25 protein-coding genes, 1 other RNA gene and 1 riboswitch are annotated in these 24,799 nt (G+C 62.5%); of the genes, 14 read left to right on the top strand and 12 right to left on the bottom strand.

Going from position 1 to position 24,799, the window contains the following annotated elements:
- Positions 1-26 precede the first annotated feature (26 nt).
- From cobU to BM438_RS19205, 4 genes are read left to right on the top strand one after another with little or no spacing between them, the layout of a single operon-like run.
- Positions 27-581 carry a bifunctional adenosylcobinamide kinase/adenosylcobinamide-phosphate guanylyltransferase gene (gene cobU, locus BM438_RS19220; protein ID WP_093636616.1) on the top strand — a complete coding sequence of 185 codons (555 nt, stop codon included), beginning with the start codon at positions 27-29 and terminating at the stop codon, positions 579-581.
- Positions 581-1,516: an adenosylcobinamide-phosphate synthase CbiB gene (gene cbiB / locus BM438_RS19215; RefSeq protein WP_093636229.1), complete on the top strand. Its 936-nt coding sequence runs from the start codon at positions 581-583 to the stop codon at positions 1,514-1,516. The genes cobU and cbiB overlap by 1 nt, the downstream gene beginning before the upstream one ends.
- Positions 1,509-2,546 (top strand): threonine-phosphate decarboxylase CobD, encoded by a 1,038-nt coding sequence (cobD, locus tag BM438_RS19210; RefSeq protein ID WP_244179399.1) that lies wholly within the window; start codon positions 1,509-1,511, stop codon positions 2,544-2,546. Before cbiB ends, cobD begins: the two co-directional genes overlap by 8 nt.
- The gene (locus tag BM438_RS19205; RefSeq protein ID WP_093636225.1) at positions 2,543-3,454 is read left to right on the top strand and encodes a cobalamin-binding protein; all 912 of its coding nucleotides are present in this window, start codon (positions 2,543-2,545) and stop codon (positions 3,452-3,454) included. Before cobD ends, BM438_RS19205 begins: the two co-directional genes overlap by 4 nt.
- Positions 3,455-3,490: 36 nt before the next feature.
- Here the strand turns inward: BM438_RS19205 and BM438_RS19200 are convergent, their stop codons facing one another.
- From BM438_RS19200 to BM438_RS19170, 7 genes are all read right to left on the bottom strand, one after another.
- Positions 3,491-4,906 carry a Fic family protein gene (locus tag BM438_RS19200; protein ID WP_093636223.1) on the bottom strand — a complete coding sequence of 472 codons (1,416 nt, stop codon included), beginning with the start codon at positions 4,904-4,906 and terminating at the stop codon, positions 3,491-3,493.
- Between the two features lie 206 nt (positions 4,907-5,112).
- Positions 5,113-5,703 carry an alpha-ribazole phosphatase gene (gene cobC, locus BM438_RS19195; RefSeq protein ID WP_093636221.1) on the bottom strand — a complete coding sequence of 197 codons (591 nt, stop codon included), beginning with the start codon at positions 5,701-5,703 and terminating at the stop codon, positions 5,113-5,115.
- Positions 5,688-6,464 carry an adenosylcobinamide-GDP ribazoletransferase gene (locus BM438_RS19190; protein ID WP_093636219.1) on the bottom strand — a complete coding sequence of 259 codons (777 nt, stop codon included), beginning with the start codon at positions 6,462-6,464 and terminating at the stop codon, positions 5,688-5,690. Before BM438_RS19190 ends, cobC begins: the two co-directional genes overlap by 16 nt.
- Positions 6,465-6,512: 48 nt before the next feature.
- Positions 6,513-7,583, bottom strand: a complete 1,071-nt coding sequence (gene cobT, locus BM438_RS19185) for a nicotinate-nucleotide--dimethylbenzimidazole phosphoribosyltransferase (protein ID WP_093636216.1) — start codon at positions 7,581-7,583, stop codon at positions 6,513-6,515.
- 37 nt (positions 7,584-7,620) lie between these two features.
- Positions 7,621-8,460, bottom strand: coding sequence for an ABC transporter ATP-binding protein (locus BM438_RS19180; protein WP_093636610.1), 840 nt, complete (start codon positions 8,458-8,460; stop codon positions 7,621-7,623).
- Positions 8,457-9,512: a FecCD family ABC transporter permease gene (locus tag BM438_RS19175; protein ID WP_093636214.1), complete on the bottom strand. Its 1,056-nt coding sequence runs from the start codon at positions 9,510-9,512 to the stop codon at positions 8,457-8,459. Before BM438_RS19175 ends, BM438_RS19180 begins: the two co-directional genes overlap by 4 nt.
- Positions 9,513-9,539: 27 nt before the next feature.
- On the bottom strand, positions 9,540-11,444 hold the full coding sequence (locus tag BM438_RS19170; protein ID WP_093636212.1) for a TonB-dependent receptor domain-containing protein: 1,905 nt from the start codon (positions 11,442-11,444) through the stop codon (positions 9,540-9,542).
- Between the two features lie 91 nt (positions 11,445-11,535).
- A riboswitch (cobalamin riboswitch) is annotated at positions 11,536-11,792 on the bottom strand.
- A gap of 207 nt (positions 11,793-11,999) precedes the next feature.
- Here BM438_RS19170 and BM438_RS19165 point away from each other — a divergent pair.
- The 5 genes from BM438_RS19165 (at position 12,000) to BM438_RS19145 (ending at position 14,419) form a co-directional block, all read left to right on the top strand.
- Positions 12,000-12,356 (top strand): ATPase, encoded by a 357-nt coding sequence (locus BM438_RS19165; protein ID WP_093636210.1) that lies wholly within the window; start codon positions 12,000-12,002, stop codon positions 12,354-12,356.
- The gene (locus tag BM438_RS19160) at positions 12,353-12,664 is read left to right on the top strand and encodes a cell division protein ZapA (RefSeq protein WP_054035122.1); all 312 of its coding nucleotides are present in this window, start codon (positions 12,353-12,355) and stop codon (positions 12,662-12,664) included. Before BM438_RS19165 ends, BM438_RS19160 begins: the two co-directional genes overlap by 4 nt.
- A gap of 93 nt (positions 12,665-12,757) precedes the next feature.
- Positions 12,758-12,939: non-coding RNA, 6S RNA (gene ssrS, locus BM438_RS19155), on the top strand.
- A 93-nt stretch (positions 12,940-13,032) separates the two neighbouring features.
- Positions 13,033-13,491 (top strand): EVE domain-containing protein, encoded by a 459-nt coding sequence (locus BM438_RS19150; RefSeq protein ID WP_054035123.1) that lies wholly within the window; start codon positions 13,033-13,035, stop codon positions 13,489-13,491.
- A 196-nt stretch (positions 13,492-13,687) separates the two neighbouring features.
- Entirely contained in the window at positions 13,688-14,419 is a 732-nt protein-coding gene (locus BM438_RS19145; RefSeq protein ID WP_093636208.1) for an SIMPL domain-containing protein, read from the top strand.
- Between the two features lie 93 nt (positions 14,420-14,512).
- Here the strand turns inward: BM438_RS19145 and lgt are convergent, their stop codons facing one another.
- Both lgt and BM438_RS19135 read right to left on the bottom strand, forming a co-directional pair.
- A complete protein-coding gene (gene lgt, locus BM438_RS19140; RefSeq protein ID WP_093636206.1) occupies positions 14,513-15,418 on the bottom strand; it encodes a prolipoprotein diacylglyceryl transferase in 906 nt (301 codons plus the stop codon).
- A 143-nt stretch (positions 15,419-15,561) separates the two neighbouring features.
- A complete protein-coding gene (locus tag BM438_RS19135; RefSeq protein ID WP_093636204.1) occupies positions 15,562-16,545 on the bottom strand; it encodes a LysR family transcriptional regulator in 984 nt (327 codons plus the stop codon).
- A gap of 225 nt (positions 16,546-16,770) precedes the next feature.
- Here BM438_RS19135 and ilvD point away from each other — a divergent pair, with 225 nt between their 5' ends.
- Together ilvD and BM438_RS19125 are read left to right on the top strand one after the other, a co-directional pair.
- On the top strand, positions 16,771-18,444 hold the full coding sequence (gene ilvD, locus BM438_RS19130; RefSeq protein ID WP_093636201.1) for a dihydroxy-acid dehydratase: 1,674 nt from the start codon (positions 16,771-16,773) through the stop codon (positions 18,442-18,444).
- Positions 18,445-18,639: 195 nt separating this feature from the next.
- On the top strand, positions 18,640-18,981 hold the full coding sequence (locus BM438_RS19125) for a c-type cytochrome (RefSeq protein ID WP_093636199.1): 342 nt from the start codon (positions 18,640-18,642) through the stop codon (positions 18,979-18,981).
- An 82-nt stretch (positions 18,982-19,063) separates the two neighbouring features.
- On the opposite strand, the gene BM438_RS19120 is transcribed toward BM438_RS19125, so the two are convergent.
- The 3 genes from BM438_RS19120 to BM438_RS19110 form a co-directional block, all read right to left on the bottom strand.
- On the bottom strand, positions 19,064-19,744 hold the full coding sequence (locus tag BM438_RS19120) for a DUF2486 family protein (protein WP_093636197.1): 681 nt from the start codon (positions 19,742-19,744) through the stop codon (positions 19,064-19,066).
- A 106-nt stretch (positions 19,745-19,850) separates the two neighbouring features.
- Positions 19,851-20,267, bottom strand: coding sequence for a DNA polymerase III subunit chi (locus tag BM438_RS19115; RefSeq protein ID WP_093636194.1), 417 nt, complete (start codon positions 20,265-20,267; stop codon positions 19,851-19,853).
- 52 nt (positions 20,268-20,319) lie between these two features.
- Complete coding sequence (locus BM438_RS19110; protein ID WP_093636192.1) at positions 20,320-21,846, bottom strand: leucyl aminopeptidase; 1,527 nt, start codon at positions 21,844-21,846, stop codon at positions 20,320-20,322.
- Positions 21,847-21,983: 137 nt separating this feature from the next.
- Between BM438_RS19110 and lptF the strand changes: the two genes are divergently transcribed.
- The 3 genes from lptF to BM438_RS19095 are packed head-to-tail and all read left to right on the top strand — an operon-like array spanning position 21,984 to position 24,619.
- Positions 21,984-23,081: an LPS export ABC transporter permease LptF gene (gene lptF, locus BM438_RS19105; RefSeq protein WP_093636190.1), complete on the top strand. Its 1,098-nt coding sequence runs from the start codon at positions 21,984-21,986 to the stop codon at positions 23,079-23,081.
- Positions 23,082-23,084: 3 nt separating this feature from the next.
- Positions 23,085-24,233, top strand: a complete 1,149-nt coding sequence (gene lptG, locus BM438_RS19100; protein ID WP_054035129.1) for an LPS export ABC transporter permease LptG — start codon at positions 23,085-23,087, stop codon at positions 24,231-24,233.
- A gap of 11 nt (positions 24,234-24,244) precedes the next feature.
- Complete coding sequence (locus BM438_RS19095; protein WP_093636188.1) at positions 24,245-24,619, top strand: sirohydrochlorin chelatase; 375 nt, start codon at positions 24,245-24,247, stop codon at positions 24,617-24,619.
- The last annotated feature ends 180 nt before the right edge of the window (positions 24,620-24,799 follow it).

Genomic DNA, 24,799 nt, shown 5'->3' with positions numbered 1-24,799 from the left:
GCACTGCACGCCGGTACAATCACGCGATGATTTCCCGCGACCTCACCTTCGTTCTCGGCGGCGCCCGTTCGGGCAAGAGCGTGCACGCCGAAAAACTGGCGAACGACAGCGCCCTACCCGTCACGTACATCGCCACCGCGCGCGTAGCCGACGACGCCGAATTCAGCGCGCGGATCGCGCATCATCGCGAGCGGCGTCCAGCGCATTGGGCTTTGCACGAAGCAGACGTGGATCTCGCCGGCGCCGTCACGCAAATCGACGCGCCGGGTCACTGCATTCTGATCGACTGCCTGACGCTGTGGCTCGCCAACCTGCTATGCCCACCTGACGGCGACGGCTTGCCGGTCGATCACTATCACACGCACTTTGCCGCTTTCGAAGCAGCGCTCATCAACGCCAGAGGCAAGATCATCGTGGTCAGCAATGAAATCGGTTTGGGCGTGGTGCCGCTCGGCGCGGAAACACGCCTCTATGTCGACGAACTCGGGCGGCTCAATCAGCGCATTGCCGCGTTGAGCACCCAGGTCACGATGATGGTCGCGGGCTTGCCGCTCGCCTTGAAAACAGCGGGAGGCGCGTGATGCTGTCGCTGCCTTTGATCGTTACGCTGGCAACGGCGGGGGTCGCAGTCGACCGTTGGCTCGGCGAGCCGCGCACCGCGCATCCGCTGGTCGGCTTCGGCAAATGGGCGATGCGCCTCGAAACGCACTACAACACCGGCCGGCGCTTGCGTCTCAAGGGACTACTCGCCTGGTCGCTGACGGTAATGCCGCCGGTGCTGATCGCCTGGTGGCTCGTCTCCGTGCTGCCTTTTTTTGCGGCCTGCGCGGTGCATGTCGTGTTGCTGTGGTTCGCGCTCGGCGCACGCAGCCTGCACGATCACATTGCGCCGATCGCCGAGGCGCTGGCGCGGCGCGATCTGGCGCAAGCGCGCCTCTTGACCTCGCGCATCGTGTCGCGCGAAACCGCTCATGCCGACGAAGCGGCGCTGTCACGCGCCGCCGTCGAATCGGCGCTGGAAAACGGCAACGATGCGATCTTCGGCGCACTGTTCTGGTTCGCGATCGCGGGCGGTCCGGGCGCGCTGGGGTTTCGTCTGGCCAACACGCTCGATGCCATGTGGGGCTACCGCACGCCGCGCTATTTGCGCTTCGGCTGGGCCGCCGCGCGCATCGACGATGTGCTTAACTGGATTCCCGCGCGCCTTACCGCGGCGAGCTACGCCTTGCTCGGCGACACGCGCACCGCGCTGCGTTGCTGGCGCGAACAGGCGCCGCGTTGGGACAGTCCGAATGCCGGGCCGGTCATGGCGTCGGGCGCGGGCAGTCTGAATGTGTTGATCGGCGGACCCGCGGTGTATCACGGAGCGCTTGAACACAGGCCGACGCTTGGTTTCGGACACGCTGCGAAGGCCAGTCACGTTACGGCGGCGTTGATGCTGGTCGAACGGACGGTCATTCTCTGGCTGGCGGTACTGATCGTGCTGGCGTTGCTAAGTGTGCCCTTTCATGGTTGATCGAATGGTTGAGCGCACGACCAATTCCGGCATCACGTTCAACGCCGTGGTTCACGGCGGCAATCTGCACGAAGCGGCTGAGCGTTACGGCATTCCGTACGCGCAATGGCTCGACCTGTCGACGGGTATCAATCCGCACGGCTATCCAGTGCCACCGGTTCCCGCCGATGCCTGGCGCCGCCTGCCCGACGACGGTGACGGTTTTGCAGCCTGCGCAGCGCGTTACTATGGCGCGCCCGATGCAGCCCATGTGCTACCCGTCGCGGGCAGCCAGGCAGGGATTCGCGCACTGCCGGTGCTTTTGCCACGTGCCCGGGTTGGCATCGCGCCGCTCACATATAGCGAATATGCGCCCGCATTCGAGCGTGCTGGGCACGAGGTCGTGCCACTGGATGTGTCCTGGGACACTTTACCCGACGCGCTCACTCACGTTGTCGTCGTGAATCCTAACAATCCGACCGCTGAACATCTCAACGCCGACAAGCTGCTGCGCTGGCATAAGCAACTCATCGCACGCGGCGGCACGCTGCTGATCGACGAGGCATTCGCCGATACGATGCCTTCGGCGTCGCTCGCGGCAAGTACTCATCGCGATGGGTTGATCGTGCTGCGTTCGCCGGGGAAATTCTTCGGGCTCGCGGGTGTGCGCGCCGGTTTCGTACTCGGTGCGCCGTCTTTGCTCGACGCTTTGCGGCTTACGCTCGGGGCATGGACTGTCAGCGGCCCGGCCCGTCACGCAGTCAAAGCCGCGTTTGAAGACACGGCGTGGCAGCAGCAGATGCGCACGCTGCTCGAAGCCGAGAGCGTCCGTCTGGTAAGACTGTTGCAGGCCCACGGTTTCGCCACGCACAGCACACCGCTCTTCGCATGGACCGCCGACGAGCGCGCCGCCGCTCTGCATGAAGCGTTAGCACAACGCGGCGTGTGGACACGGCTCTTCACAGCAACGGGCAGCGTGCGTTTCGGGCTGCCTGCCAGCGACACGGAATGGACACGCTTTGAAGAGAGTCTGCGCGAGGCTGTTCGATGATTCGACTCGCGCGCTTCGTCATCGCCGCAGCACTTGGAGCGAGCACGCTGCACGCGCACGCCGCGATCACCATCACCGACGACACCGGCGCGACCGTCACGCTGTCCGTTCCCGCACAACGCGTCATCAGTCTCGCGCCGCACGTCACCGAACTGCTGTACGCCGCGGGCGGTGGCGCGAAACTGGTCGGCGCCGTGTCCTACAGCGACTATCCACCCGAAGCGAAGCAACTGCCGCGTGTCGGCGACAACAAGGCGCTCGACCTCGAACGAATCGTCGCGTTGAAGCCCGATCTGATCGTCGTATGGCGGCATGGCAATGCGCAGCGCCAGCTCGATCGTCTTCGTGAGATGCATGTGCCGCTGTTCTTCAGCGAGCCGCATCATCTCGACGATGTTGCCGTGTCGCTGACGAAGCTCGGGCAATTGCTCGGCACCTCGCCGACCGCCGATGCGGCGGCCGCAGCATACCGTCAGGACATCGCACGACTGCGTACGCACTATGCGAGCCGCCCGCCTGTCGGCGTGTTCTATCAGGTGTGGGATCAGCCGTTGATGACGCTCAACGGCGAACATATGGTCAGCGACGTGATCGCGCTATGCGGCGGCCGCAATGTGTTTGCGAAACTCGAACCGCTGGTGCCGACCGTCTCGACCGAAGCAGTGCTAGCCGCGAATCCGGAAGCGATCGTCACCGCGGCACCCGGCGCAACCAAACCGGACACCGCCTTGCCGCAACTCGATACATGGCGCGCGTGGCCGAGCCTTAAAGCAGTGGCGAACAACAATCTGTTCGCCATCGACGGCGATCTGATCAACCGGCCGGCGCCTCGTATTGCGCAGGGGGCAAAGCAAATGTGCGAAGACCTGGAGCTAGCGCGCTCGCGCAGGAAGAACGACACGCAGTGATGCCGCTGCGAAAGCTGTGAAGCAGGCAGCGCCGAGTTAGCGCGAGACGGCGTCCGCCCGCTTGAACGGCCAGCGTTCGAATTCGGAAAGCCGCAGCCGATAGCGCGCAACATTACCCAGGTAGAGTTGATCGAGATCGGACTGAATCGCATCGACGAACGAAGATACCTCCGCCGCATCCACCTGATTCTGTGCGAGAGTTTCAATCTCACCGCGCGTACCAGCAAGGCCGCCGCGAATCACCTCCTGCACGACCTGTATCAACGCATTGCGATACTTGAGGCGAAACGCGTCCGGCTCGCCGATAGATTGTCGAATCGCCAGATAACGCTGACACGAGCGCTCGTACGCCCAGATGAAGACGTCGCGCAACAACTCGACACGATTGGCCTCGTACACCCCGAGCGTGCCGTCGACGTAGGCCTTTTCGGGAACGTCGATGAACGACAGCGGACATAGATTCTGCCGGATCAGAGGGATATTCGCGGTCAGACGCGAGACCCTTTTGTTGACGTCTTCGAACGGCTGCAGATAGGGCAAATGCACCATGCTGAAGAAAGCCTGCTCGAAAGGATCGTCGATCTGGGCGGCCTTGTTCAACACCGCCTCGAAGCATTCCGCGATTTGCTGCGGTACGGCGAGCGGAAAAAATACGGTGCCGCTGATCTCCACTTCGCGCGCGCGCAAACGACCACTGGCGAACGGGTCGGACATCAGATTGTCGGAGAGAATCGCGTGCAGATTCAGTACGGTGAATCGATTGAAGCCCACTTCGTCCGCGCTCTCGACGATCATTTCGATCGCGGCCTTGTGGTTCAGGATCATCTGCGTTTCCTGAGCGTCCTTGCCTTCCGCAATGTGCCCTTGCTCGATCAGCCGCACGGTGTCGAGCCGCGTGTAAGTATTGCCCTCGAGTCGCGACGACGCCCACGACAAATCGATCAGAAGCCGGCTCATGATGTCGCGTGCGTAGGTGCCGGCCGGCCGCACATCCGCCGACGTGCGGCCCCATTCATGCAGCCGTTCACGCTGCGCTTGCGATAGATACGCGTCCTGATTCGGACGATAGCGTTCGAGAAACGCACGGTTATAGCCGACCGGCCGGCGCTCGTGCAGCGGCCGGTTCACTTCCGCGCGCACCTCGAGCCCAGCACTGGATACGGGCACGTAGGCCTCGCCGGAAGTGCTTGCGCCAGCGACAACCTGGGTGGGGGAAGCAGCCGCGCCAGGAGCCGCAGCCTGCTTGTAGGACACTGCCCGGCCGGCACCTTCCGAGACGATCCGGCCCGTTTCGAGCAACACGTCAAGACGACGTTGCAGCGTACGGCGTTGCATGGGATGGCGGCGCCCGGCAAGTGCCGCTGCAAGCGCACGAACGCCTCGCCCCTCGGCGCTTGCCGCGATGAGCTGCTCGATCAGATCCAGTTCCTGCTTGATGCCACTGCTGTTCATGCGCGCCACCTCTTGCCAATGTGTCGCGATAAATCCTAATCGCGACACTTTTTCATGGCATTGTGGCACAAATCGCGTGAATCGCGACACTTTTTGCGTCTCAAAGTGTCACGATTTCTGTTTTCGCGACAAATTTCCTGAAAAAGTGTCACGAATAAGGCTGGACTGACGCGATTCGGGGGACTGCGGGGACCAAGCTCCGTCCCTCACACATTCCATCTCACCAACGACCACTGCTGCGTTTCATCATCCCTGCGCAGCCAGACAATCCCCGCCATCTCCAACGACCAGCGCAGACAGCTTTCCACCGGCACCTCCAGCACCAGCGAAGCGATCACCCGTATGACGCCGGCATGCGTGACCACATACGCCGGCGACAACTCGCGCGTCAGCGCAAACGCGTCGAACCACGCTCGCACCCGCGCGACGAATTGCGCGACGCTCTCGCCGCCATGCGCACGCGCGTGCTCGAAGTTGGCCGCCCAGGCGTCGAGCAGTTCGCGATCGATTGCGTCCCAACGCTGCTCCTCCCAATCGCCGAAATTCATTTCCTTCAGACGATCGTCGTGACTGAGCGCGCAACCGAAATCGTTCGCCATGACCGCAGCGAGAGTCGCGCAACGCGTCAACGGACTCGACATCAGCACACGCGGCGGCGGTATCTGCAAGGTCGCCAGTTTCAGCGCAAGAGCACTTGCCGACACCTCGACGTCTTCGGCGAGCGCTACGTCGCTGTGGCCGTAGCACACCCCTGAATCGAGCGCGACGGCAGGATGACGGATCAGGACGATATCCATGCGAGCCCCACGAGGTAGATGCTCAGTTCAAAGATCTGTTGCGCGAAGCCGAGGCAGTCGCCGGTGTAGCCACCAATGCGTCTGACGAAATAGCGGCCCAATGCAAAGCGCAACGCCACCAGTATGACAAGCGTCACGCAGGCGAAGCGCCAATTCGGCGAATCCAGCAAGTTCGGCCAGAGCAACAACGGCAGACCGAACACCGCGGCGCAGAGCAACGCGGGGCCGCTCAAGCGTTGCGCAACCGGTTTGGCTTTGCCTTCGGCGCGCACGTAGTCGAGTGTGGCCAGATAGCTGATGGCGAACACACGGCTCGCGGCATGCGCTGCAATCATCAGACTTGCGGCGCGCATCGGCGGCAACGCGGTGAGCGTCTGCCACTTCAGTGCTAGCGCAATCACGAGCGCGATGGCGCCGAAAGCGCCGATGCGCGAATCATGCATGATGCGCAACACGTCCTCGCGCGTATAGGCGCCACCGAACGCATCGACGCAATCGGCGAGTCCGTCCTCGTGAAATGCGCCGGTGACGAGAAGCGACACCGCCATCGACAGAAGCACCGCCACGCCCGCGGGAAAGACATGCAACGCCGCGAGATAGACCAGCGCGCTCAATCCACCGACCAATAGACCGACGAGCGGGAAATAACGCGCCGCCGCATTCAGATAGTGCGGCTCATAGCCGACCCAGCGCGGCACAGGCACGCGCGTGAAATAGCCGAGCGCCGTGAAGAAATAGCGGAGTTCAGCGAGCGGATTCATGAGTGAGCCGAACGCACGTTTCTGTATGACTGCGCTTCGTATAACGGCTCACGCATCGCGATTGGCGACACCGGCCGATTCGAAGCTGGCCATTTCGTTAATGAACGCCGCTGCTGCGCGCAGCAACGGCACCGCGAGTACCGCGCCGGTGCCTTCGCCGACACGCATATCGAGCGAAAGCAACGGCAGCGCACCGAAATGATCGAGCATGCGCCGATGCCCCGCCTCATTCGACGCATGCGCGAACACACAATACTCGCGGACGTTCGGTGCGAACGCATCGGCCACCAGCAACGCCGAGGTTGCGATAAAACCGTCGATAAGGATCGTCATACGCGCTTGCGCGGCAGCAAGGTATGCCCCCACCATCATGGCGATTTCAAAGCCGCCGAAGGTGGCGAGCACGTTGAGCGGATCGCTGGACGCCGCGTGATGCGCGACTGCAGAGGCGAGTACGTTGCGCTTTTTTGCAAGCCCCGCGTTGTCGAGACCGGTCCCGCGGCCTACGCATTCGTCGATCGGCACGCCGCACAAGCGGCTCATCAGACACGCGGCCGACGACGTATTCGCAATCCCCATTTCACCGAAGCCGATCACATTGGTGCCGAGCGCCGCGTGATGCCGCACGCGAGCCGCACCCGCCTGCATCGCGGTCAGCGCCTGTTCATGCGTCATGGCGGGTTCGTGCGCGAAGTTGCGCGTGCCGGCTGCGACCGGAATGTCGATGAGCCCCTCCGTCGAAGGCATCGGCGTGGCAATGCCTGAGTTGACCACTTCGAGCTCGACGCCGGAGACGCGGCTCAACGCATTGATCGCCGCGCCGCCCGTGAGAAAGTTAGCGACCATTTGCGCGGTCACCGCTTGCGGATACGGACTCACACCTTCCTGCGCAATACCGTGGTCACCGGCGAACACAATCATCGCAGGACGTGCGACCGTGGGGTGCGTCGTACGCTGGATCAGCCCCATCTGGCGCGCGAGCGTTTCCAGCCGCCCAAGACTGCCGGGCGGCTTGGTCTTGGTATCGATGATGTGTTGCAGTTCGGCACGCAGCGTTTGATCGAGCGGTTCGACTTCGGTCAATCCCGCCAATCCCGGCAATCCTGGTAAAGAAGTCATAGACGTTTCTAGAAAAGAGAGTGTTTTTATCAAGCGCTTAGCCTGCTGACGTGTCATGCGCCGCAGGCGATTCGTGACGCGAGCGCGGCGCGGGAATCAGCGCCTCATGCTCGCCGTCGCGAATCAGAATCAACGGATAGCCGAACGCACGGCTCGTCAGCGTCGGCGTTAGCACGTCGTGCACCGGCCCGGCATACGCGCCGCCGTTGCCGTCGAGCAGCAACGCATGCGTTGCGAAGCGGCGCGCCAGGTTCAAGTCGTGGCACGAAAACATCACTGTACGCCGAGGTTCGCGTGTCCAGGCGGTCAGCGCTTCGAGACAGTCGATCTGATGGTGCAGATCCAGATGCGAGAGCGGTTCGTCGAGCAGCAACAACGGCGCTTCCTGGCATAACACCCCCGCGAGCGCAACGCGTTGACGTTCGCCACCGGAAAGCGACAGCACGTCGCGCGCAGCGAATGCGGCGAGGCCCAAAACGTCCAGTGCGGCATGCGCGGCCGCGCGATCGGCCTCGCCCTCCCAACCCCAGCCGGTCAAATGCGGAAAGCGGTTCAGCATCACGATGTCGAGCACGGTCGCGCTGAAGGCGTCCGCAGCGCTTTGCGGCATCAGCGCGCGACGCTGCGCGAGCGGCAATGGCTGCCAGTCGGCGAGACGCACGCCGTCGAGTTCGACATGACCCGCCGATGGCTGCGCCAGACCGGCAAGCGTGGATAGCAAGGTCGTCTTGCCCGCGCCGTTGGGGCCCGCGATGCACCAGATCTCGCCCGCATAGAACGTATGCGTGAATGCGTCGAGCAAGGTGCGCATGCCCGCACGCAAGGTCAGGCGTTGCACGCTAAGCGCCGAATGCGGAGCGTTGTGTGCGTTCATCATCGGCACCTGCGCAACAGCATCCACAGAAACACGGGCACGCCGACGATCGACGTGATCACGCCGACCGGCAATTGCGCCGGTGCGATCACCGTACGCGCAATCAGATCCGCGCCCATCACCGCGACACCGCCACCGAGCGCCGCTGCGGGCAGCAGCATGCGCTGATCGTTGCCGAACGCGAGCCGCAACATATGCGGCACAACGAGCCCGACAAAACCGATCGTGCCCGCCGTGGTCACCGCCGCAGCGGCCGCCAGCGACGCCACCAGATATACGCGCAGGCGCAGCGGCATCACCGCAACACCGAGCGCCTGCGCGGCGGCATCGCCCCGCAGCAGCACATTCAGGCGCGGCGCAGCGGGTACGATCGCCATCAGCACGACGACGAGCGCGGCGAGCGCCGTCCATGGCATCGCGCCGCCGTTCAGATCGCCGGTCAACCAGAACAGCATGCCGCGCAGCCGATTGTCCGGCGCAAGGTTAAGCAACAGGGTAATGACAGCGCCCCAGCCGGCCGCGATCACCGCACCGGTCAGCAGCAAACGCGGCGACGTATCCTGCGGTTCGCCCCGCCACAACTCACGGCGTGCGAGGCCGAGCACCAGCAGGATCGACACGAAGGCGCCGGCGAATGCACTGGCGTCGACGATCCACCACGCACAACCGGCGATCATCGCAACCAGCGCGAATGTCGCCGCGCCACCCGACACGCCTAATACGTAGGGTTCGGCCAACGGATTACGCAACAGCACTTGCAGCAGCGCCCCCGCCAGCGCAAGCAACGCGCCGCACGCGAAGCCGGCCAGCGCGCGCGGCAACCGCAGCGTGCGCACGATCTCGCCGGCAAGATCGCCGGACACCACATGCGACGCGTGCGACGGCAGCAGCGCCGCCAACACGCGCGCCGGCGCGATAGACACACTGCCGAGCGCGAGCGATGCCATCAGCACAACCAGCGCGATCGCCGCGAGCACGAGCCAGATCGCGGCGGCGCGCTTTGCGCTCATCACGCGCAACGTGGTCGTGGGCATCGGGCTCGAGCTACGGTTCATCGGCACGTTTTCATGCAAGTACGTTCGTCATTGCTGCTGCCAACCGACCGTGACATACGCACCGCGCCGCGGCGAGTTATACGAGTAGGCCGTTTCATAGTCCTTGTTCAACAGGTTCTGGATCTGCGCGGCGACGTACCATGCCTTCGTGATGTTGTAGCGCGCCGACAGATTCACCACGCCGTAGCCGCCCAGCGTGCCGCTGCTATCTTCACGCGCGCCGCTGACAATCCACTCGCCGCCGACACGCCACCCGGCAATGCTGCGATTTACCGCCAGCGACGCGAAGCGTCTTGCACGACGCACAAGATCGGTATCGCTATCGAGGTCGACAGGATTCTGCAACGTCACCGACGCACGCACATCCGTCTTGCCCACATGGCCGCTCCACGATCCCTCAAGCCCCTGCACCTTCGCACGGCCGACGTTCTCGGCCAAAAAGATGCCGGGCGTAACCTGCTCGTAGTCGATCAGATTCGAATAACGCGTCTGGAACGCGCTCAGACGCATCACACCCAGCGCGTTCGATGCGTACTGCAACGCTGCTTCGATCGAATGGCTGCGCTCGGGCTGGATCGACGGATTGCCGCTGAGCGGATAGTACAGATCGTCGAAGCTCGGCGCGCGGAATGAATCCGAATAGCTTGCAGTCGCCTTCCAATGCTCGGTGATATCGAAACCGTAGCCGAGATAGTAACTGTTCGCCCCGCCGAAATCGGAATACTGATCGCGCCGCACGTTGGCCTGAATCTGATTGCGCCCAAAGCGCCCCGTGTAGCCGACAAAGCCCGAATCCACATGCCGGTCGGGCGCAGTGAATGTATCCGAGTCGAGGCTCTGATCCAGATGCTCATAGCCGACCTGCAGTTTCTGCTGCGCGGCGAGCGCAAAATCGTTCTGCCACGTGTACTGGCGATTGTCGGTATCGAAGCGGCCGTTGTAGATGCCGTTGGTATTCGCCACGCTGCGGTCGTCGCCTTCGGAAACGATGAAGTGCGTGGTCCACCAGTCGGTCAGTTTGCCGTTCGCGAACACCGACATCTGGCGCACTTTGCTGTAGAGGTTGTTCAGATCGGTCGGCACGCCGTACGCGTTGTCGTAGCTGTTATTGCCGTTCGACTGGAAATAGGTGGCGCCCGCGTCCCACTTGTCGCTGAACTTGTGACGCAGCGAAGCCGAGATGCTTTCGTTCAGATAGCCGTTCGCGTTCGGATTCGCGTTGGGCGCCTGCGACGGATTGAGCGAGGAGAAGCCGTCGTCTTTCGAACGCGCGAGCGAAATGCTGAAGGTGGTGTTGCCGTCTTTATCGAGCGCGCCGTTCACGCCGGCCTGCTGCGTCTGTGTGTGATAGCTGCCATAGCCCACCGAAAAATTGAAACGCGGCGGATGGTCGCCGCCGTCTTTCGTGAACACCTGCACCACGCCGCCAATTGCGCCGGAGCCGTAAAGCGCGGACACATTGCCATTCACCACCTCAACGTGATCGATCTGGTCGAGGGGAATCTGCGCGAGTTGCGGCGCGCCCAGACTCACGGAGTCGACCCGCACGCCGTCGATCAGCAAAAGCGATTGCGTCGACGACGCGCCGCGCAGAAACAGGCTCGTCGTGGAACCCGGACCACCGGTGCGCGAGATTTGCGCGCCGGGCGCGAGTTGCAGCAGGCCGGGCAAATCGGTCGCGGCCGTATCGGCGATGTCCTGCTGGTCGAACAGCGTGGTCTGCGGGATCGCATCGGCGAGCGGTTGCGGCCCGCGCTCCGCGGTCACGACAATGGGCGACAACACCGCGGCTGACGAACCGCTCGCCCCCGTATCGGCAGAAGAAGATGACGACGAGGACGGTGACGCAGAAGAAGCAGTAGCTTGAGCATGCACGACGAGCGGCAGGCTCGCAAAGGCGAGCAACGCCGCGCGAGCGATAGGGGACAGCATGGGATGACATTCCTGTGGATAGCGTGCGCGGCCCGCTTCCCCGCGGGCCGATGCGTAACGAGGCGCCCGCGTTGTTTTACGTTTGCGCGGGAACGAGCCTCTCCCTCTGGCCGGTATCCGGGCTGGCGACACATCGATCCCGCCTTCCCACGCGTGACGCGCAGTGGCACACTCGCGTGTTAAGCATCAAACACGCGATCAGGATCGACCTGCATGACGAATGCGGTCGCTTACCGTTGCGGGGGCAGCGCAGGTTGGCGCGTTCAGGCGAAGCGCGCGCCCTGCTTCCCGTTTAACTGCGCACACTGTGGAAAAGCGCGCGCGGGCACCAAAGTGCGGCCAGTTTAGGAGCGGCCCTCGGGTCCGTCAAGAATGGTTAATCCGTGCGCAAACTGTTCTGTTAAGTGCAGGTTATTGTCCGATGCATGAGTTGTTTTTCATCATATGGTCGATAAAAGCCGGCACAAAGCGATGTTGTTACGTCTCGAAACGAGACAATTGTCGGAACCTGCGACATTCCGCGCTAAAATGCGATGTCTTTAGAGGACGCAGCAGATGCTCACCGAACTCGAAACACTTTCACAGAATATCGGCAAGCTGATCACGATCAGCCAACGCCACAATGAAGCGCGGCTCGCGCTCGAAGATCAGCTCGCCCAAACGCGTGCCGAAGCCGAGGCCACGCGCACGGAACTCGCGCTGATGCGCGAGGAGCGCGATGCGCTGCAGGCGGAACGCGACGCGCTGTCGGCAAAGATCGACGACGCACAGGTGCGCCTCAATGCGATCCTCGAAAAATTGCCGCGGGCCCGCGCGCACAGCGAGCCTGATAATCAGCTCGATCTGCTCGAGACCGCGCCGCATGAGGAAGAAGCGGAGAGCGACGTCACCCGCCATGGAGAAAATGCATGACCACCAAGCAGATCGAAGTATCGATTCTCGGCGTGCCCTATCGTCTCGCCTGCTCGCCGGAAACTGAAGGCGCGTTGCTTGAAGCGGTTGCTCGCGTCGACGCCGAGATGTCGAAGATCCGCAATAGCAGCAACGTGCGCGGCACGGATCGCATTGCCGTCATGGCCGCGCTGTCGCTGGCATCAGAACTGCTTAAGCTGCAAAGCAGCGTGCGGCACGGAGAAGCATTTCCCGCTGAAGAAATCCGGCGTACAATGCACCAAATGAACGAGCAACTGGGTACTGTGATTCAGCAGTACAGCATGTAAAAGTATCTTGTAGCCGGTCCTGAGATCGGCTGCGGATTCAAACGAGGTGCATGAGCAAAGATTCATGCAAACGTCTTGAATTCAATCGGTTTGACTTCCCTGCCTGGTTCGCCAAGGTCATATATTCCTTGAACCAATGCCATGTGCACGGTTGTGGAAATTTGTAGCACGGGTGTGCGCGTCACTCTGTCTGATGTACCCGAAGTGCTGCTAACTGCGACCAATTCTGAACTCCCGGTTCAGGATGCCGGCCTAGCGGCTAAGGCGGGGACCTTATTCAAACGGCATCGGACTTCGGTTCGGTGCCGTTTTTCTTTGGGCCTCGATTTTTTTTTGCTGTGTCAAACCTTTAACGTTCAACTCGATTCATGCGCTACTGGCTAATGAAGTCCGAACCGGACGAAGCAAGCATCGACCATCTGGCAGAGGCACCGCACCACACGTTGCCGTGGACCGGCGTGCGCAACTATCAGGCGCGCAACTTCATGCGCGACATGATGCAGGTCGGCGACGGTGTGCTGTTCTATCACTCGAGTTGCCCGGAGCCGGGCATTGCGGGGCTCGCGGAGGTGTCGTCCACCGCGTATCCGGACCCCACTCAATTCGACAAGAAGAGCCCCTACTACGACCCGAAGTCGTCGCAGGAAACGCCGCGCTGGCTACTCGTCGATGTGGTGTTCAAGAAGAAGATCCCCTTGATTCCGCTTGCCGCGCTGCGCGAGCATGAAGAATTGAAGGACATGCGTGTGCTCGTCAAAGGCAACCGCCTGTCGATCACACCGGTGACCGAAGCTGAATGGCGCTTCATCACCAAACGTCTTGTTTGACCTTGCATACGCGCATGTGACCCGTTGCCGCTTGCGTCACGCGCATGTCCGTGCGCCGATGAACACAAACGTTCAGCAAACGTCAAATTAGGGAACCAAGCTCAGGTTACAAGCGCCTAACGGACTCGCAAACGTTGTGCCACCGCATGACGTTCGCTCCAATCGTGCACAACCTGTTCAAGCAAGGAGTCCAAGAATGACGAAAAACACCGCACGTGCACTCGCTCTCGCTCTCGTATGCGCCGCGCCTGCTGCGCTCGCGTTGACGCCGGCCATGGCCCGCGCGCAGGGCGTGACGCAATATCAACCCGCGGGCGTGCTGTCGCTGAATGCGCAAGCAAGCTCGGAAGTGCCGCAAGACGTCGTCGATATCACGCTTTTCTATGAGCAGGAAGCGAGTGATCCGTCCGTGCTCACCTCCACGCTGAACCAACGCGCCGATGCGGCGCTGCAAAAAGCCAAGGGCGTGAACGGCGTAACGGCTCGCACCGGCTCCTTCTCGATCTACCCGTCCACCGATCGTGACGGCCGCATTTCCGCATGGCGCGGCCGTACTGAAGTTGTGCTTGAATCGCACGACTTCGCCGCGGCGTCGAAGCTCGCGGGCCAGATGGCATCGATCATGCAGGTCGGCAACGTGCAGTTCTCGTTGTCGCCAGAAGCGCAGCGTGCCGCGGAGCAGAAGCTCACCGGCGAAGCCATCAAGTCGTTCCGCGAGCAAGCCGCTTCGTCGGCGCAGGCATTCGGCTACAACGGCTATTCGATTCGCGAGGTCAACGTCGGGCACAACGGCGTCATGCCGCGCCCAATGATGATGATGAGCGCACGCGCAATGGGTGCCGATGCGAAGGCATCCGCGCCGGTGCCGATCGAAGGCGGCACGTCGACTGTCACGGTCAATGTGTCGGGCTCGGTGCAGATGAAGTAAGCAGTTTTACGCCAGACGTCCTGCTGTAAAGAAAAAAGCCACGGCATGCCGTGGCTTTTTTTGTTGGCTTCTCACTACGATAAAACGTAGCGCTCAGTTTGCGCCGACTGGCTGCGCCGGTTCACGCCGCGCACGGCGATAGGACCACACCAGTATCCCGATGCCCACGAGGATCATTGGCAGCGAGAGCCATTGGCCCATCGAGAGACCCATTGCCAGGAGCCCAAGGAAATCGTCCGGCTCACGCGCGAATTCCACCGTGAAACGCGCGAGACCGTAGCCGATCAGGAACATTGCGGAAATCGCGCCCAATGGCTTCGGTTTGCGCGAGAAGAAGAACAGCACGAAGAACAGCGCCACGCCTTCGAACGCGATCTCATACAACTCCGACGGATGACGCGGCAGCATGTGATATTGCGCGAACACTTCGTTCAGATGCCATTGCGCGGCCAGTTGCGGATGAGTGGTGAGCCACGTGGCGTCGTCCGGCGCGGCGCCGGGAAACAGCATGGCCCAGGGTGCCGACGGATCGGTCACACGGCCCCACAACTCACCGTTGATAAAGTTGCCGAGGCGCCCAGCCGCGAGCCCGGTCGGCACCATCGGCGCGACGAAATCGGTGACCTGCAGCCACGAGCGCTTGCGCTGATAGGCGAACAGCACCATTGCCAGCGTGACGCCGAGGAAGCCGCCGTGAAACGACATACCGCCTTCCCACACCTTGAAGATGTCGAGCGGATGCGCGAAGTAAAAGCTCGCCTTGTAGAACAGCACATAGCCGAGCCGGCCGCCGAGGATCGTACCGAGCACGCCGTAAAACAGCATGTCGTCGATATCTTTAGCGGTCCAGCCTTGCGCGGCGACGTACGGCAAACGCAGCCGCAAGCGGCCGACGACAATCGCCGCGATGAACGCAACGAGGTACATCAGTCCATACCAGCGCACAGCAAGCGGCCCCAGATGAATGGCAACGGGGTCGAAATTCGGGTGAATGAGCATCGTGTTGTTATGGGCAGTTCAGGTTCAGAAGCGGATTTCTAGTCGGGTTTCAAGTAGCAGCCGGCGGTGTGCGCATCATGCGGCGCATGCGTTGGACGGTTCCGCTTGCAATGCGTTCGCGGCAGCGGCTCACCTAAGCTCGCCTAAACACGAGGCGCCGCGAACTGCGCCTCCATGGTCGCCGCGTGCGCCCGCACGATCTCGATGAAGCCGGCCAGCACCGGACTCACCTCCGCCGTGCGCCAGACCAAACCCGTCTCGATCGCCGGCACCGATTCGGAGAGCGGCCGGTACACGACACCCGTGCGGCGCAGATTACGCAACGATTGCGGCACCAGTGCGACGCCCATCCCGGCCGACACGAGGCTCACGATCGTCTGCATCTGGATCGCCTCCTGGCCGACCCGGGGCGAGAGGCCCGCCACGCCGTAGCAATCCATAATGATGTCATAAAAGCCTGGCGCCAGACGCCTCGGGAAAATCACGAGCGGCTCGTCGGCGACGTCGCGCAGGCTGATGGGCGTATCCAGCCACTCCGCGGGCGAGTCAGCCTTGGAACCTGCGGCGCTGCCCACTCGCTTCGCCATGTCCGTCGACATCGCGATCACCAGCGGCTCGCGGGCGATCGGCAGCCACGAGAGCTGGGCGGCATGGCGCGACGGTAGCGGCGCGATCACGAGGCCTGCGTCGATGCGCCCGGCCACCAGTTCGTCGATCTGCACGTCGCTGGTGGCTTCGGTCAGTTCGAGGCGCACCCGTGGATGGCGCGCGCCGAAATCACGCAGCAGCAGCGGCAGCAGGCCGTAATCCGCCGTTGAGACGAAAGCCAGCGAGAGCGCCCCGGCCTCGCCTCGCGCGAGGCTCTGCGCCAGCGGCCGCAGGCCCTCGGCGCTCGCCAGCAGACGCTGCACTTCGGGCAACAGGTCAACGCCCACCGGAGTCAGCTCCACCGAGCGCTTGGTGCGCGCAAACAGCTCGACGCCAAGTGTTTCCTCCAGCGCCCGAATCGCCTGCGACAACGGCGGCTGCGTCATGGAAAGGCGCACGGCCGCCCGCCCGAAGTGCTTTTCTTCAGCGACGGTCACGAAATAGCGCAATTGGCGCAGATCAGGAATCGGAGGCAACATGATTAATACATTTTACGACCTAATCGAGCCTGAATAATATATTGGACACGCGCTTCGCAAAACTGCACCCTTGCGCAACGCGTCGGAACTAAACTGAACTGACCAGAACCGCCGTATCGGCCGACGCCGCCGGCAACGCATTGCAGCGTCACCGCAAGCCTCTGCGGCAGCACCTGAGTCCCGCACACGCAGCACGGATCAAAACAAAACAGATTGGAGTTCCCCATGGCATACAACCGTCGTTCGAAGAACATCACGCAAGGCGTGGCGCGCTCACCGAACCGCTCGATGTACTACGCACTCGGCTACGAAAAGGCCGACTTCGACAAGCCGATGATCGGCATCGCCAACGGCCACTCGACCATCACGCCGTGTAACGCCGGCCTGCAGCGACTGGCCGACGCGGCCGTCGCCGCGGTCAAGGGCGCCGACGCGAATCCGCAGATCTTCGGCACGCCGACGATTTCGGACGGCATGTCGATGGGCACCGAAGGCATGAAGTACTCGCTCGTGTCGCGCGAAGTCATCTCCGACTGTATCGAGACGTGCGTGCAAGGCCAGTGGATGGACGGCGTGGTGGTGATCGGCGGCTGCGACAAGAACATGCCGGGCGGCATGATCGGCATGCTGCGCACCAACGTGCCGAGCATCTACGTGTATGGCGGCACGATCCGTCCGGGCAACTGGAAGGGCACCGACCTGACCATCGTGTCCTCGTTCGAAGCCGTGGGCGAGTTCACGGCCGGCCGCATGTCGCAAGAAGATTTTGAAGGGGTCGAAAAGAACGCGTGCCCGTCTACGGGTTCGTGCGGCGGCATGTACACCGCCAACACGATGAGCTCGTCGTTCGAAGCGCTGGGCATGTCGCTGTTTTATTCGTCGACGATGGCCAATCCGGACCAGGAAAAGGTCGACTCGGCGGCCGAGTCGGCACGCGTGCTGGTCGAAGCGGTCAAGAGAGATCTGAAGCCGCGCGACATCGTCACGAAAAAGGCGATCGAAAACGCCGTGGCCGTGCTGATGGCCACGGGCGGCTCGACCAACGCCGTGCTGCACTTCCTCGCCATCGCCCACGCGGCTGAAGTGGAATGGACCATCGAAGACTTCGAGCGCATGCGCAAGAAGGTGCCGGTGATCTGCAACCTGAAGCCGTCGGGCCAGTTCGTGGCGACCGATCTGCACAAGGCCGGCGGCATTCCGCAAGTCATGAAGATCCTGCTCGACGCAGGCCTGTTGCACGGTGATTGCATCACGATCACCGGCAAGACGATCGCCGAAGAACTGAAGGACGTGCCGAGCAAGCCGCGCGCCGACCAGCAGGTGATTTTCCCGATCGAGCAGGCGCTGTACAAGGAAGGCCATCTGGCGATCCTGAAGGGCAACCTCGCCGTAGACGGCGCCGTCGCCAAGATCACCGGCCTGAAGAACCCGGTCATCACCGGGCCGGCCCGCGTGTTCGACGACGAGCAAAGCGCGCTGGAAGCGATTCTGGCCGACAAGATCGTGGCCGGCGACGTGGTCGTGCTGCGCTACCTCGGCCCGAAGGGCGGCCCCGGCATGCCGGAAATGCTCGCGCCGACGTCCGCAATCATCGGTAAGGGGCTCGGCGAAAGCGTCGGCCTGATCACCGACGGCCGCTTCTCGGGCGGCACGTGGGGCATGGTGGTCGGTCACGTGGCGCCGGAAGCGTTCGTGGGCGGCACGATCGCGTTCGTGCAGGAAGGCGACTCGATCACGATCGACGCGCACAAGCTGCTTCTGCAGTTGAACATCGACGACGCCGAGCTGGAACGCCGCCGCGCTGCATGGCAGCAACCGAAGCCGCGCTACACGCGTGGCGTGCTGGCGAAGTACTCCGCGTTGGCGCTGCCGGCCAACAAGGGCGCCGTGACGGGCTGAGCGGGCATTGAGCACGCTACGCTGATCCGCCTCGATTCACCTCGAGTCGCCGGGGCCAACGCCTAGCATCGCTCGACGCCACATCGGTTGCGTCAGTTACGAAAAAGCGCAAAGGGGCGCACGGGAAACCGTGCGCCCCTTTCCTTTTATAATGCGTGCACCACGAGTCGGGCACCTGCACCGACGGAGACCAGAATGAAATCAATGTCGTATGCAGCGCTCGCAACGGCCAGCGTGCTGAGCTCCATGTTAGGCGCCGGCAGTCCGGCGGCGTACGCGGAGGTGCCTGCCGCCCTCGCGCTTGCTCAGCAAGAAAACTGCATGAGCTGCCACTCGGTGACGCGTCCATTCATGGGACCGGCGCTGCATGACGTCGCCTCGAAATATGCCGGCCGCGAAGATGCCGCGACCTATCTGAAGCACAAGATTCTGGATGGCAGCACGGGTGTGTGGGGCGCGGTGCCGATGCCCGCGAATACGCAACTCACGCCCGATCAGGCGGCTACGCTGGCGAGCTGGGTGCTGACGCTCAAATAACCACACGTAACGAAGACTCAAATGAACGCCGCTTGATGAAAGCGGTGAGCGCGCCCGGATAACGGCGCGCCCTCGGCCACGATCAGGCGCTGCCCGAGCGCCGCGCGATCTCCTGATCGACCGCTTCCCTGACCCAGCCGGTCAATTCCGTCTCCAGCGCCAACGCGACTTCGCGTGTGATCTGGTTGACGAGCCAGGAGGTGTGATCCTGCAACGCATCACGGCAACGTGCTTCGATGATGCCGCGCCCATCTCCCGTCAGAAAACCCGCGAACCGTCCGCGCAGACGTTCGGCGATGACATCGGCATCGAGGTTCGGTTGCGGCTGCGTTTCATAAGCGATATCCGGCGGCACGATCGTACCCGCCTCGATCGGCGCATGCGGTTCAGCCCGATCGAAGACGCCTGCTGACGGCGCCATGGCCGGCTCATGCCCGTGCCGGTGATCGGAAGCGTGGTGTGCCCTCGAACGCTTTTTCGGGTGGGCGTGGTGCTCGGCCGGATGCGCTTCCTCCGACACGTGCGCGGGCTCCGGCGCGAGCGTCGGCTCCTTTGGCGCATGCTGGGATGCTGGCGCAGGCGCAGGCACCGGCTCGTGTGTGGGTTCCGGCGTAAGGACCGGTTCTTGCGCAGTGGCGGGATCGGACACTGGCTGGGTAGCCGGCGCCGCTGCGCCGCCCTCCGCCTGGCGCGCCTGGGCGGGATTGCCCGGCACGAGAATCTCGTTCAAAACCGGGATCGAACTATCGTTAGGATCGGACACGCGCGCTCTCCGTGTTTGAGTCCAAGCCGAGGCAGGCCGCGCGCGCGTCGAATCCATCCGACAAAAACATCACGCGACGCGGGCGAAATAGGACCCGGCTGGGGGCCTAACTGCCTTGCTTGTAGTTGTTCAAAGCATAGCCGCGATCGCGATAGAAACGATAGCGTTCGCGGCCAGCCGCGAGTTCGTCGTGTGCGTTACCGACCACTTCCAGCAATCTTTCGAAGCGGGCGAATTGCGCCGGCACCGTGGCGCCGAGATTGAGCAGCACCTGATGATGCGGCACATCATCGAGGTTCGACGCCAGCACGATTGGCGTTTGCGCGGCAAGCGCCGTGCCCGCCATGCAGTGCGGCACGAAGTCGAGGGGTGAGAAGGTCCACAACTGCTCGTCGAAAGCCCGCAGACGCGCGGGCTCGGCCAGCACGATGGTCGGCTGGCCCGCCTGATACGCCTTGCGGATCAGGCGGCACGCATACAGCAGCGAATCGCCGACGTTCGAGTGAAAATCGATTCTCGTCATCGGCGGCTCCGCTTTGCGTCTACAGCAATGCCTGCAACCTTACTGCAATGCGTCATTGTGCAGCGCGACCGTCCGCGGCCCTATCGATCAGGAACTGCGCGAGCAAAGGCACCGGGCGGCCGGTGGCGCCCTTCGCCGCGCCGCTCTTCCACGCTGTGCCGGCGATGTCCAGATGGGCCCACGGATACGCGTCAGTGAAGCGCGACAGGAAGCACGCCGCCGTCACGCTGCCCGCCGGACGGCCGCCGATGTTCGCCAGATCCGCGAAATTCGACTTGAGCTGATCCTGATACTCGTCGTCGAGCGGCAGGCGCCAGGCCGGGTCGGAGGCTTCACGCGAGGCATCGAGCAGCTCGCCCGCCAGCGCGTCGTCTTTCGAGAACAGGCCGCTGTTGTGGTGACCCAGCGCGATGATGCAGGCGCCGGTGAGCGTGGCGATGTCGATCACCGCCGCCGGCTTGAAACGCTCGGCATAGGTCAGCGCGTCGCACAGGATGAGCCGGCCTTCGGCGTCCGTGTTCAGCACTTCGATCGTCAGGCCCTTCATGCTGGTGACGATGTCGCCCGGCTTGGTGGCGGTGGCCGACGGCATGTTCTCGACGGCCGGGATGATGCCGACCACGTTGATTTTCAAGCCCATTTCGGCGACGGCGCGCAACGTGCCCAGCACCGAACCGGCGCCGCACATGTCGTACTTCATTTCGTCCATGCCTTCGCCCGGCTTCAGCGAAATGCCGCCGGTATCGAACGTGACGCCCTTGCCGACCAGCACCACCGGCGCGGCTTTCGCGGCGCCGCCCTGGTACTGCAGCACGATGAACTGGGCCGGTTCGACCGAGCCGGCCGTGACCGACAGGAACGAGCCCATCTTCAGGGCTTCGCACTGCTTCTCGCCGAGCACTTCGACTTTCAGCTTCCAGTCTTTGGCGAGCTTCTTCGCGGTGTTGGCAAGATAGGTCGGCGTGCAGACGTTGCTCGGCAGGTTGCCGAGGTCGCGCGTCAGATCCATGCCGTTGGCAAGCGCCGCGCCCTGCTTGGCCGCGAGCTTGGCGGCCTTTTCGTCGCCGGTATTGACGCTGAACACGATGCGCTTCAGGGCGCGCGGCGCGTTGTCCGGCTTGCTCTTCATCTGCGTGAAGCGGTAGCTCAACTCGCGCAGCGCGAGGATCGCGGCGCGCACGCCCCAATCGACCGAGCGCTCGAGGATCGGCAGCTGGGCGAGCGTGAAGGTGACCTGGACGATCTTGGTGCCGAGCAGTGCGCGCCAGGCGGCCCGCACGGCTTCGCCGTAGGCTTTCTGGCTGAAAGCATCCTGCTTGCCGAGGCCGACCAGCAGCACGCGCGAAGCGCCGATGCCTGAGACTTCGTGCAGGAACAGGGTGGTGCCGGCCTTGCCGTCCATGTCGCCGGCCTTGATGACGCGGGTCAGGAGGCCCTTGGTGGCCGCGTCGATCTCCAGCGCAGCGCCCGAGAGCGTTTGCGACTCGAACACGCCGATTACGATGCAATCGGATTTCCCGGTCAGGAAACCGTTTGACGAGCCTTTGGTCCAATCACAGGCTTTTATGCTAAAGTCCATCGCGCTTGTCCTCGGATAAAATCTGGGCTTAGGATGAAAGCCGCAATTATCCGCTATTTTTCCCGCGGCGGCTGCACCGGAGGCGTGACGGGAACCAATCCGTACGTCACCGAGAGCGCCCCACCTCATCATCAATAATGATCTTCGAACGCTCCCTCCAGCGCGAACTCGCGTATACGGCTGGTGCCGTGTTCATGGTTCTCCTCACGCTCGTGCTGACGACGATGATGATTCGCATCGTCGGCCTCGCGGCCTCGGGCGAGATCGACCCGCGCGACGTGCTGGTCCTGATCGGCCTGACTGTGATCGGCTACCTGGCGATCATGCTCGTCGCGACCCTGTTCGTGTCGATCCTGTTCGTCCTGACACGCTGGTACAAAGACTCCGAGATGGTCGTGTGGCTGTCCTCCGGGGTGAGCCTGACGCAATTCATCAAGCCGATCGCCATTTTTTCCACGCCGATCATCATCCTCATCATGTTCTTCGTGTTCGTCGGCTGGCCGTGGTCGAACCAGCAGAACAAGCTGCTGCGCGCGCGCTTCCAGCAGCGCGACGAAGTCTCGCTGCTCGCGCCGGGTCAATTCCGCGAGTCGGCCACCAACCACCGCGTGTTCTTCATCGAGAAGATGTCGCCCGACCAGGCGCGTGTCGAGAACGTCTTCGTGACCAGTACGGAGAACGGCAAGGTCAACGTGGTCGTGTCGAAAACCGGCCACACCGAGACTCATAAGAACGGCGACCGCTTTGTCGTGCTGGAAAACGGCCGCCGCTATGACGGCGAACCGGGCCACCCCGATTTCCGCATCATGGAATTCGAACGCTACGGCCTGAAGATCCAGAGCCAGCCGGTCGTCAATACGCCCACTACCACCAGCTTGCCCACGCTGACGCTCCTGCGTAACCCTACCGATGAAAATCTCGCCGAGTTCGCCTGGCGCGCGGGGCTGCCGCTGATCGCGATCAACCTGATGCTGCTGGCGATTCCGCTCGCGCACCAGAACCCGCGGCGCAGCCGCACGATCAATCTGGTGATGGCCGTCCTGATCTATCTGACGTATTCCAATCTGTTGAACGTCGTGCAGTCGTGGATCGAGCAAGGCAGGATGTCGTTCGCGGCTGGACTGGTGGGCCTGCACGTTGTCGTGGCGGTGATCGTCGCGTTCATCTTCTGGCTGCGCGTGCGCAACCGGCCGCTATTCACGCGGGCGATGTTCAGCCGTTCGCAGGGGAGCTGACCGATGCGCATCTATGAAAGGTACTTCGCGCGTCAGATCTATCTCACGTTCATCTTCATTCTGTTTGCGTTTTCGGGTCTGTTCTTCTTCTTCGACCTGATCAACGAACTGAATTCCGTCGGCCACGGCAACTACAAGTTCCAGTACGCGGTGCTGCGTGTCGCGCTGCAAACGCCGTCGCGCTTCTACGAAATCATTCCGGTTGCTGCATTGATCAGCGCGATCTACGTGTTCGCGCAGATGGCGGCGAACTCCGAATACACGATTTTCCGAGTGTCCGGCCTCGCCACCAATCAGGCGCTGCGCTCGCTCATGAAGATCGGCATTCCGCTGGTGTTCCTGACTTACCTGATCGGCGAAGTGGTCGGTCCGTACACGGATCAGTTGTCGGAACGCGTGCGGCTTGAGGCGTTGGGGTCGTCGGTATCGAGCAACTTCGAGTCCGGTGTATGGGTGAAGGACACGCTAACCGCGCGCGCGGACGGCGAGCAGGTGACGCGCTTCGTCAACGTCGGCGAATTGAAGCCGGACGCGACGATCAGCAACGTGCGCATCTACGAATTCGATTCGCAGTTCCGTCTCTCTAACGTGCGGATCGCGAAGAGCGGCACGTACCAGCCGCCGGGTCACTGGCAACTGACTGATGTGACGGACACGCAACTGATCGACGTCCCCCCTCCTGCGGGCACGCCGGCAGATGCATTGAATCCGGTGTACCGTGCAAAGCAGGTGGCGTTGCCGGCGTATTCGCTGCGTTCGGAACTGACGCCGCAGATCTTGTCGGTGCTGCTGGTGTCGCCGGACCGGATGTCGATGTTCAACCTGTTCCGCTACATCCAGCATTTGACCGAGAATCATCAGGACACGCAGCGGTATGAAATCGCGCTGTGGCGCAAGCTGCTGTATCCGTTTGCGGTGTTCGTGATGCTGGTGTTGTCGTTGCCGTTCGCGTATCTGCATACGCGCGCCGGCGTGGTGGGGGTGAAGGTTTTCGGCGGGATCATGCTGGGGATGAGTTTCCAGCTGTTCAATACGCTGTTCTCGCATATCGGCACGTTGAATACGTGGCCTGCGCCGTTGACTGCGGCTACGCCGGGGCTGGTTTATCTCGTGCTCGGGCTGGTCGGGTTGAAGTGGGTTGATCGCCATTAGGGGCCTTTGTCATGGCTACGCATGGACTTGTTTTGTTTGCGCATGGCGCAAGGGATGTGCGGTGGCGGGAGCCGTTTGAGAGGCTTGCTGAGAAGGTGCGCGCTGCGCGCGGCGCTGATGCAGGGGCGGTTTTGTTGGCTTTTCTTGAGTTGATGGAGCCGGATTTGCCTACTGCTGTTGGGGATCTTGTCTCCGACGGGTGCTCTGTTGTGACTGTTGTGCCTGTGTTTTTTGGGCAAGGTGGGCATGTGCGGAGGGATCTGCCGGAGGTGATTGAGAGGTGTCGGGGGGTGTATCCGGCTGTCGAGATTCGGTGTGCTGTTGCCGTTGGCGAGGATGAAGGGGTGTTGGATGCTGTTGCTGGGTATTGCCTTCGGCAAGGTTGATTTTTTGCCTGCTCGGCGCTTTTGTCCGTGCTCTTAGGGTTTTGGCCTTTCCTTGTTCTGGCTTTGGTGCCTTTCCTTGAATTGTTAGTGGTCTATTAGCGTTGCCCCTGTGCGGGGCGGCACTTACTTTCTTTGCCGCCGCAAAGAAAGATAAGCAAAGAAAGCGGCTAGAAGCCCCTG

The organism is Paraburkholderia aspalathi, assembly GCF_900116445.1.
In the GTDB taxonomy this organism is placed as follows: domain Bacteria; phylum Pseudomonadota; class Gammaproteobacteria; order Burkholderiales; family Burkholderiaceae; genus Paraburkholderia; species Paraburkholderia aspalathi.
The sequence above is the reverse complement of the archived record's forward strand: the minus strand, read 5'-3'. Positions and strand labels throughout refer to the sequence as shown.

What these genes read in the sequence shown, in the direction of transcription:
- cobU (WP_093636616.1), top strand. Translation starts at nt 27, where the DNA reads ATGATTTCCCGCGACCTCACCTTCGTTCTCGGCGGCGCCCGTTCGGGC.
- cbiB (WP_093636229.1), top strand. Translation starts at nt 581, where the DNA reads ATGCTGTCGCTGCCTTTGATCGTTACGCTGGCAACGGCGGGGGTCGCA.
- cobD (WP_244179399.1), top strand. Translation starts at nt 1,509, where the DNA reads ATGGTTGATCGAATGGTTGAGCGCACGACCAATTCCGGCATCACGTTC.
- BM438_RS19205 (WP_093636225.1), top strand. Translation starts at nt 2,543, where the DNA reads ATGATTCGACTCGCGCGCTTCGTCATCGCCGCAGCACTTGGAGCGAGC.
- BM438_RS19200 (WP_093636223.1), bottom strand. Translation starts at nt 4,906, where the DNA reads ATGAACAGCAGTGGCATCAAGCAGGAACTGGATCTGATCGAGCAGCTC.
- cobC (WP_093636221.1), bottom strand. Translation starts at nt 5,703, where the DNA reads ATGGATATCGTCCTGATCCGTCATCCTGCCGTCGCGCTCGATTCAGGG.
- BM438_RS19190 (WP_093636219.1), bottom strand. Translation starts at nt 6,464, where the DNA reads ATGAATCCGCTCGCTGAACTCCGCTATTTCTTCACGGCGCTCGGCTAT.
- cobT (WP_093636216.1), bottom strand. Translation starts at nt 7,583, where the DNA reads ATGACTTCTTTACCAGGATTGCCGGGATTGGCGGGATTGACCGAAGTC.
- BM438_RS19180 (WP_093636610.1), bottom strand. Translation starts at nt 8,460, where the DNA reads ATGATGAACGCACACAACGCTCCGCATTCGGCGCTTAGCGTGCAACGC.
- BM438_RS19175 (WP_093636214.1), bottom strand. Translation starts at nt 9,512, where the DNA reads ATGAACCGTAGCTCGAGCCCGATGCCCACGACCACGTTGCGCGTGATG.
- BM438_RS19170 (WP_093636212.1), bottom strand. Translation starts at nt 11,444, where the DNA reads ATGCTGTCCCCTATCGCTCGCGCGGCGTTGCTCGCCTTTGCGAGCCTG.
- BM438_RS19165 (WP_093636210.1), top strand. Translation starts at nt 12,000, where the DNA reads ATGCTCACCGAACTCGAAACACTTTCACAGAATATCGGCAAGCTGATC.
- BM438_RS19160 (WP_054035122.1), top strand. Translation starts at nt 12,353, where the DNA reads ATGACCACCAAGCAGATCGAAGTATCGATTCTCGGCGTGCCCTATCGT.
- BM438_RS19150 (WP_054035123.1), top strand. Translation starts at nt 13,033, where the DNA reads ATGCGCTACTGGCTAATGAAGTCCGAACCGGACGAAGCAAGCATCGAC.
- BM438_RS19145 (WP_093636208.1), top strand. Translation starts at nt 13,688, where the DNA reads ATGACGAAAAACACCGCACGTGCACTCGCTCTCGCTCTCGTATGCGCC.
- lgt (WP_093636206.1), bottom strand. Translation starts at nt 15,418, where the DNA reads ATGCTCATTCACCCGAATTTCGACCCCGTTGCCATTCATCTGGGGCCG.
- BM438_RS19135 (WP_093636204.1), bottom strand. Translation starts at nt 16,545, where the DNA reads ATGTTGCCTCCGATTCCTGATCTGCGCCAATTGCGCTATTTCGTGACC.
- ilvD (WP_093636201.1), top strand. Translation starts at nt 16,771, where the DNA reads ATGGCATACAACCGTCGTTCGAAGAACATCACGCAAGGCGTGGCGCGC.
- BM438_RS19125 (WP_093636199.1), top strand. Translation starts at nt 18,640, where the DNA reads ATGAAATCAATGTCGTATGCAGCGCTCGCAACGGCCAGCGTGCTGAGC.
- BM438_RS19115 (WP_093636194.1), bottom strand. Translation starts at nt 20,267, where the DNA reads ATGACGAGAATCGATTTTCACTCGAACGTCGGCGATTCGCTGCTGTAT.
- BM438_RS19110 (WP_093636192.1), bottom strand. Translation starts at nt 21,846, where the DNA reads ATGGACTTTAGCATAAAAGCCTGTGATTGGACCAAAGGCTCGTCAAAC.
- lptF (WP_093636190.1), top strand. Translation starts at nt 21,984, where the DNA reads ATGATCTTCGAACGCTCCCTCCAGCGCGAACTCGCGTATACGGCTGGT.
- lptG (WP_054035129.1), top strand. Translation starts at nt 23,085, where the DNA reads ATGCGCATCTATGAAAGGTACTTCGCGCGTCAGATCTATCTCACGTTC.
- BM438_RS19095 (WP_093636188.1), top strand. Translation starts at nt 24,245, where the DNA reads ATGGCTACGCATGGACTTGTTTTGTTTGCGCATGGCGCAAGGGATGTG.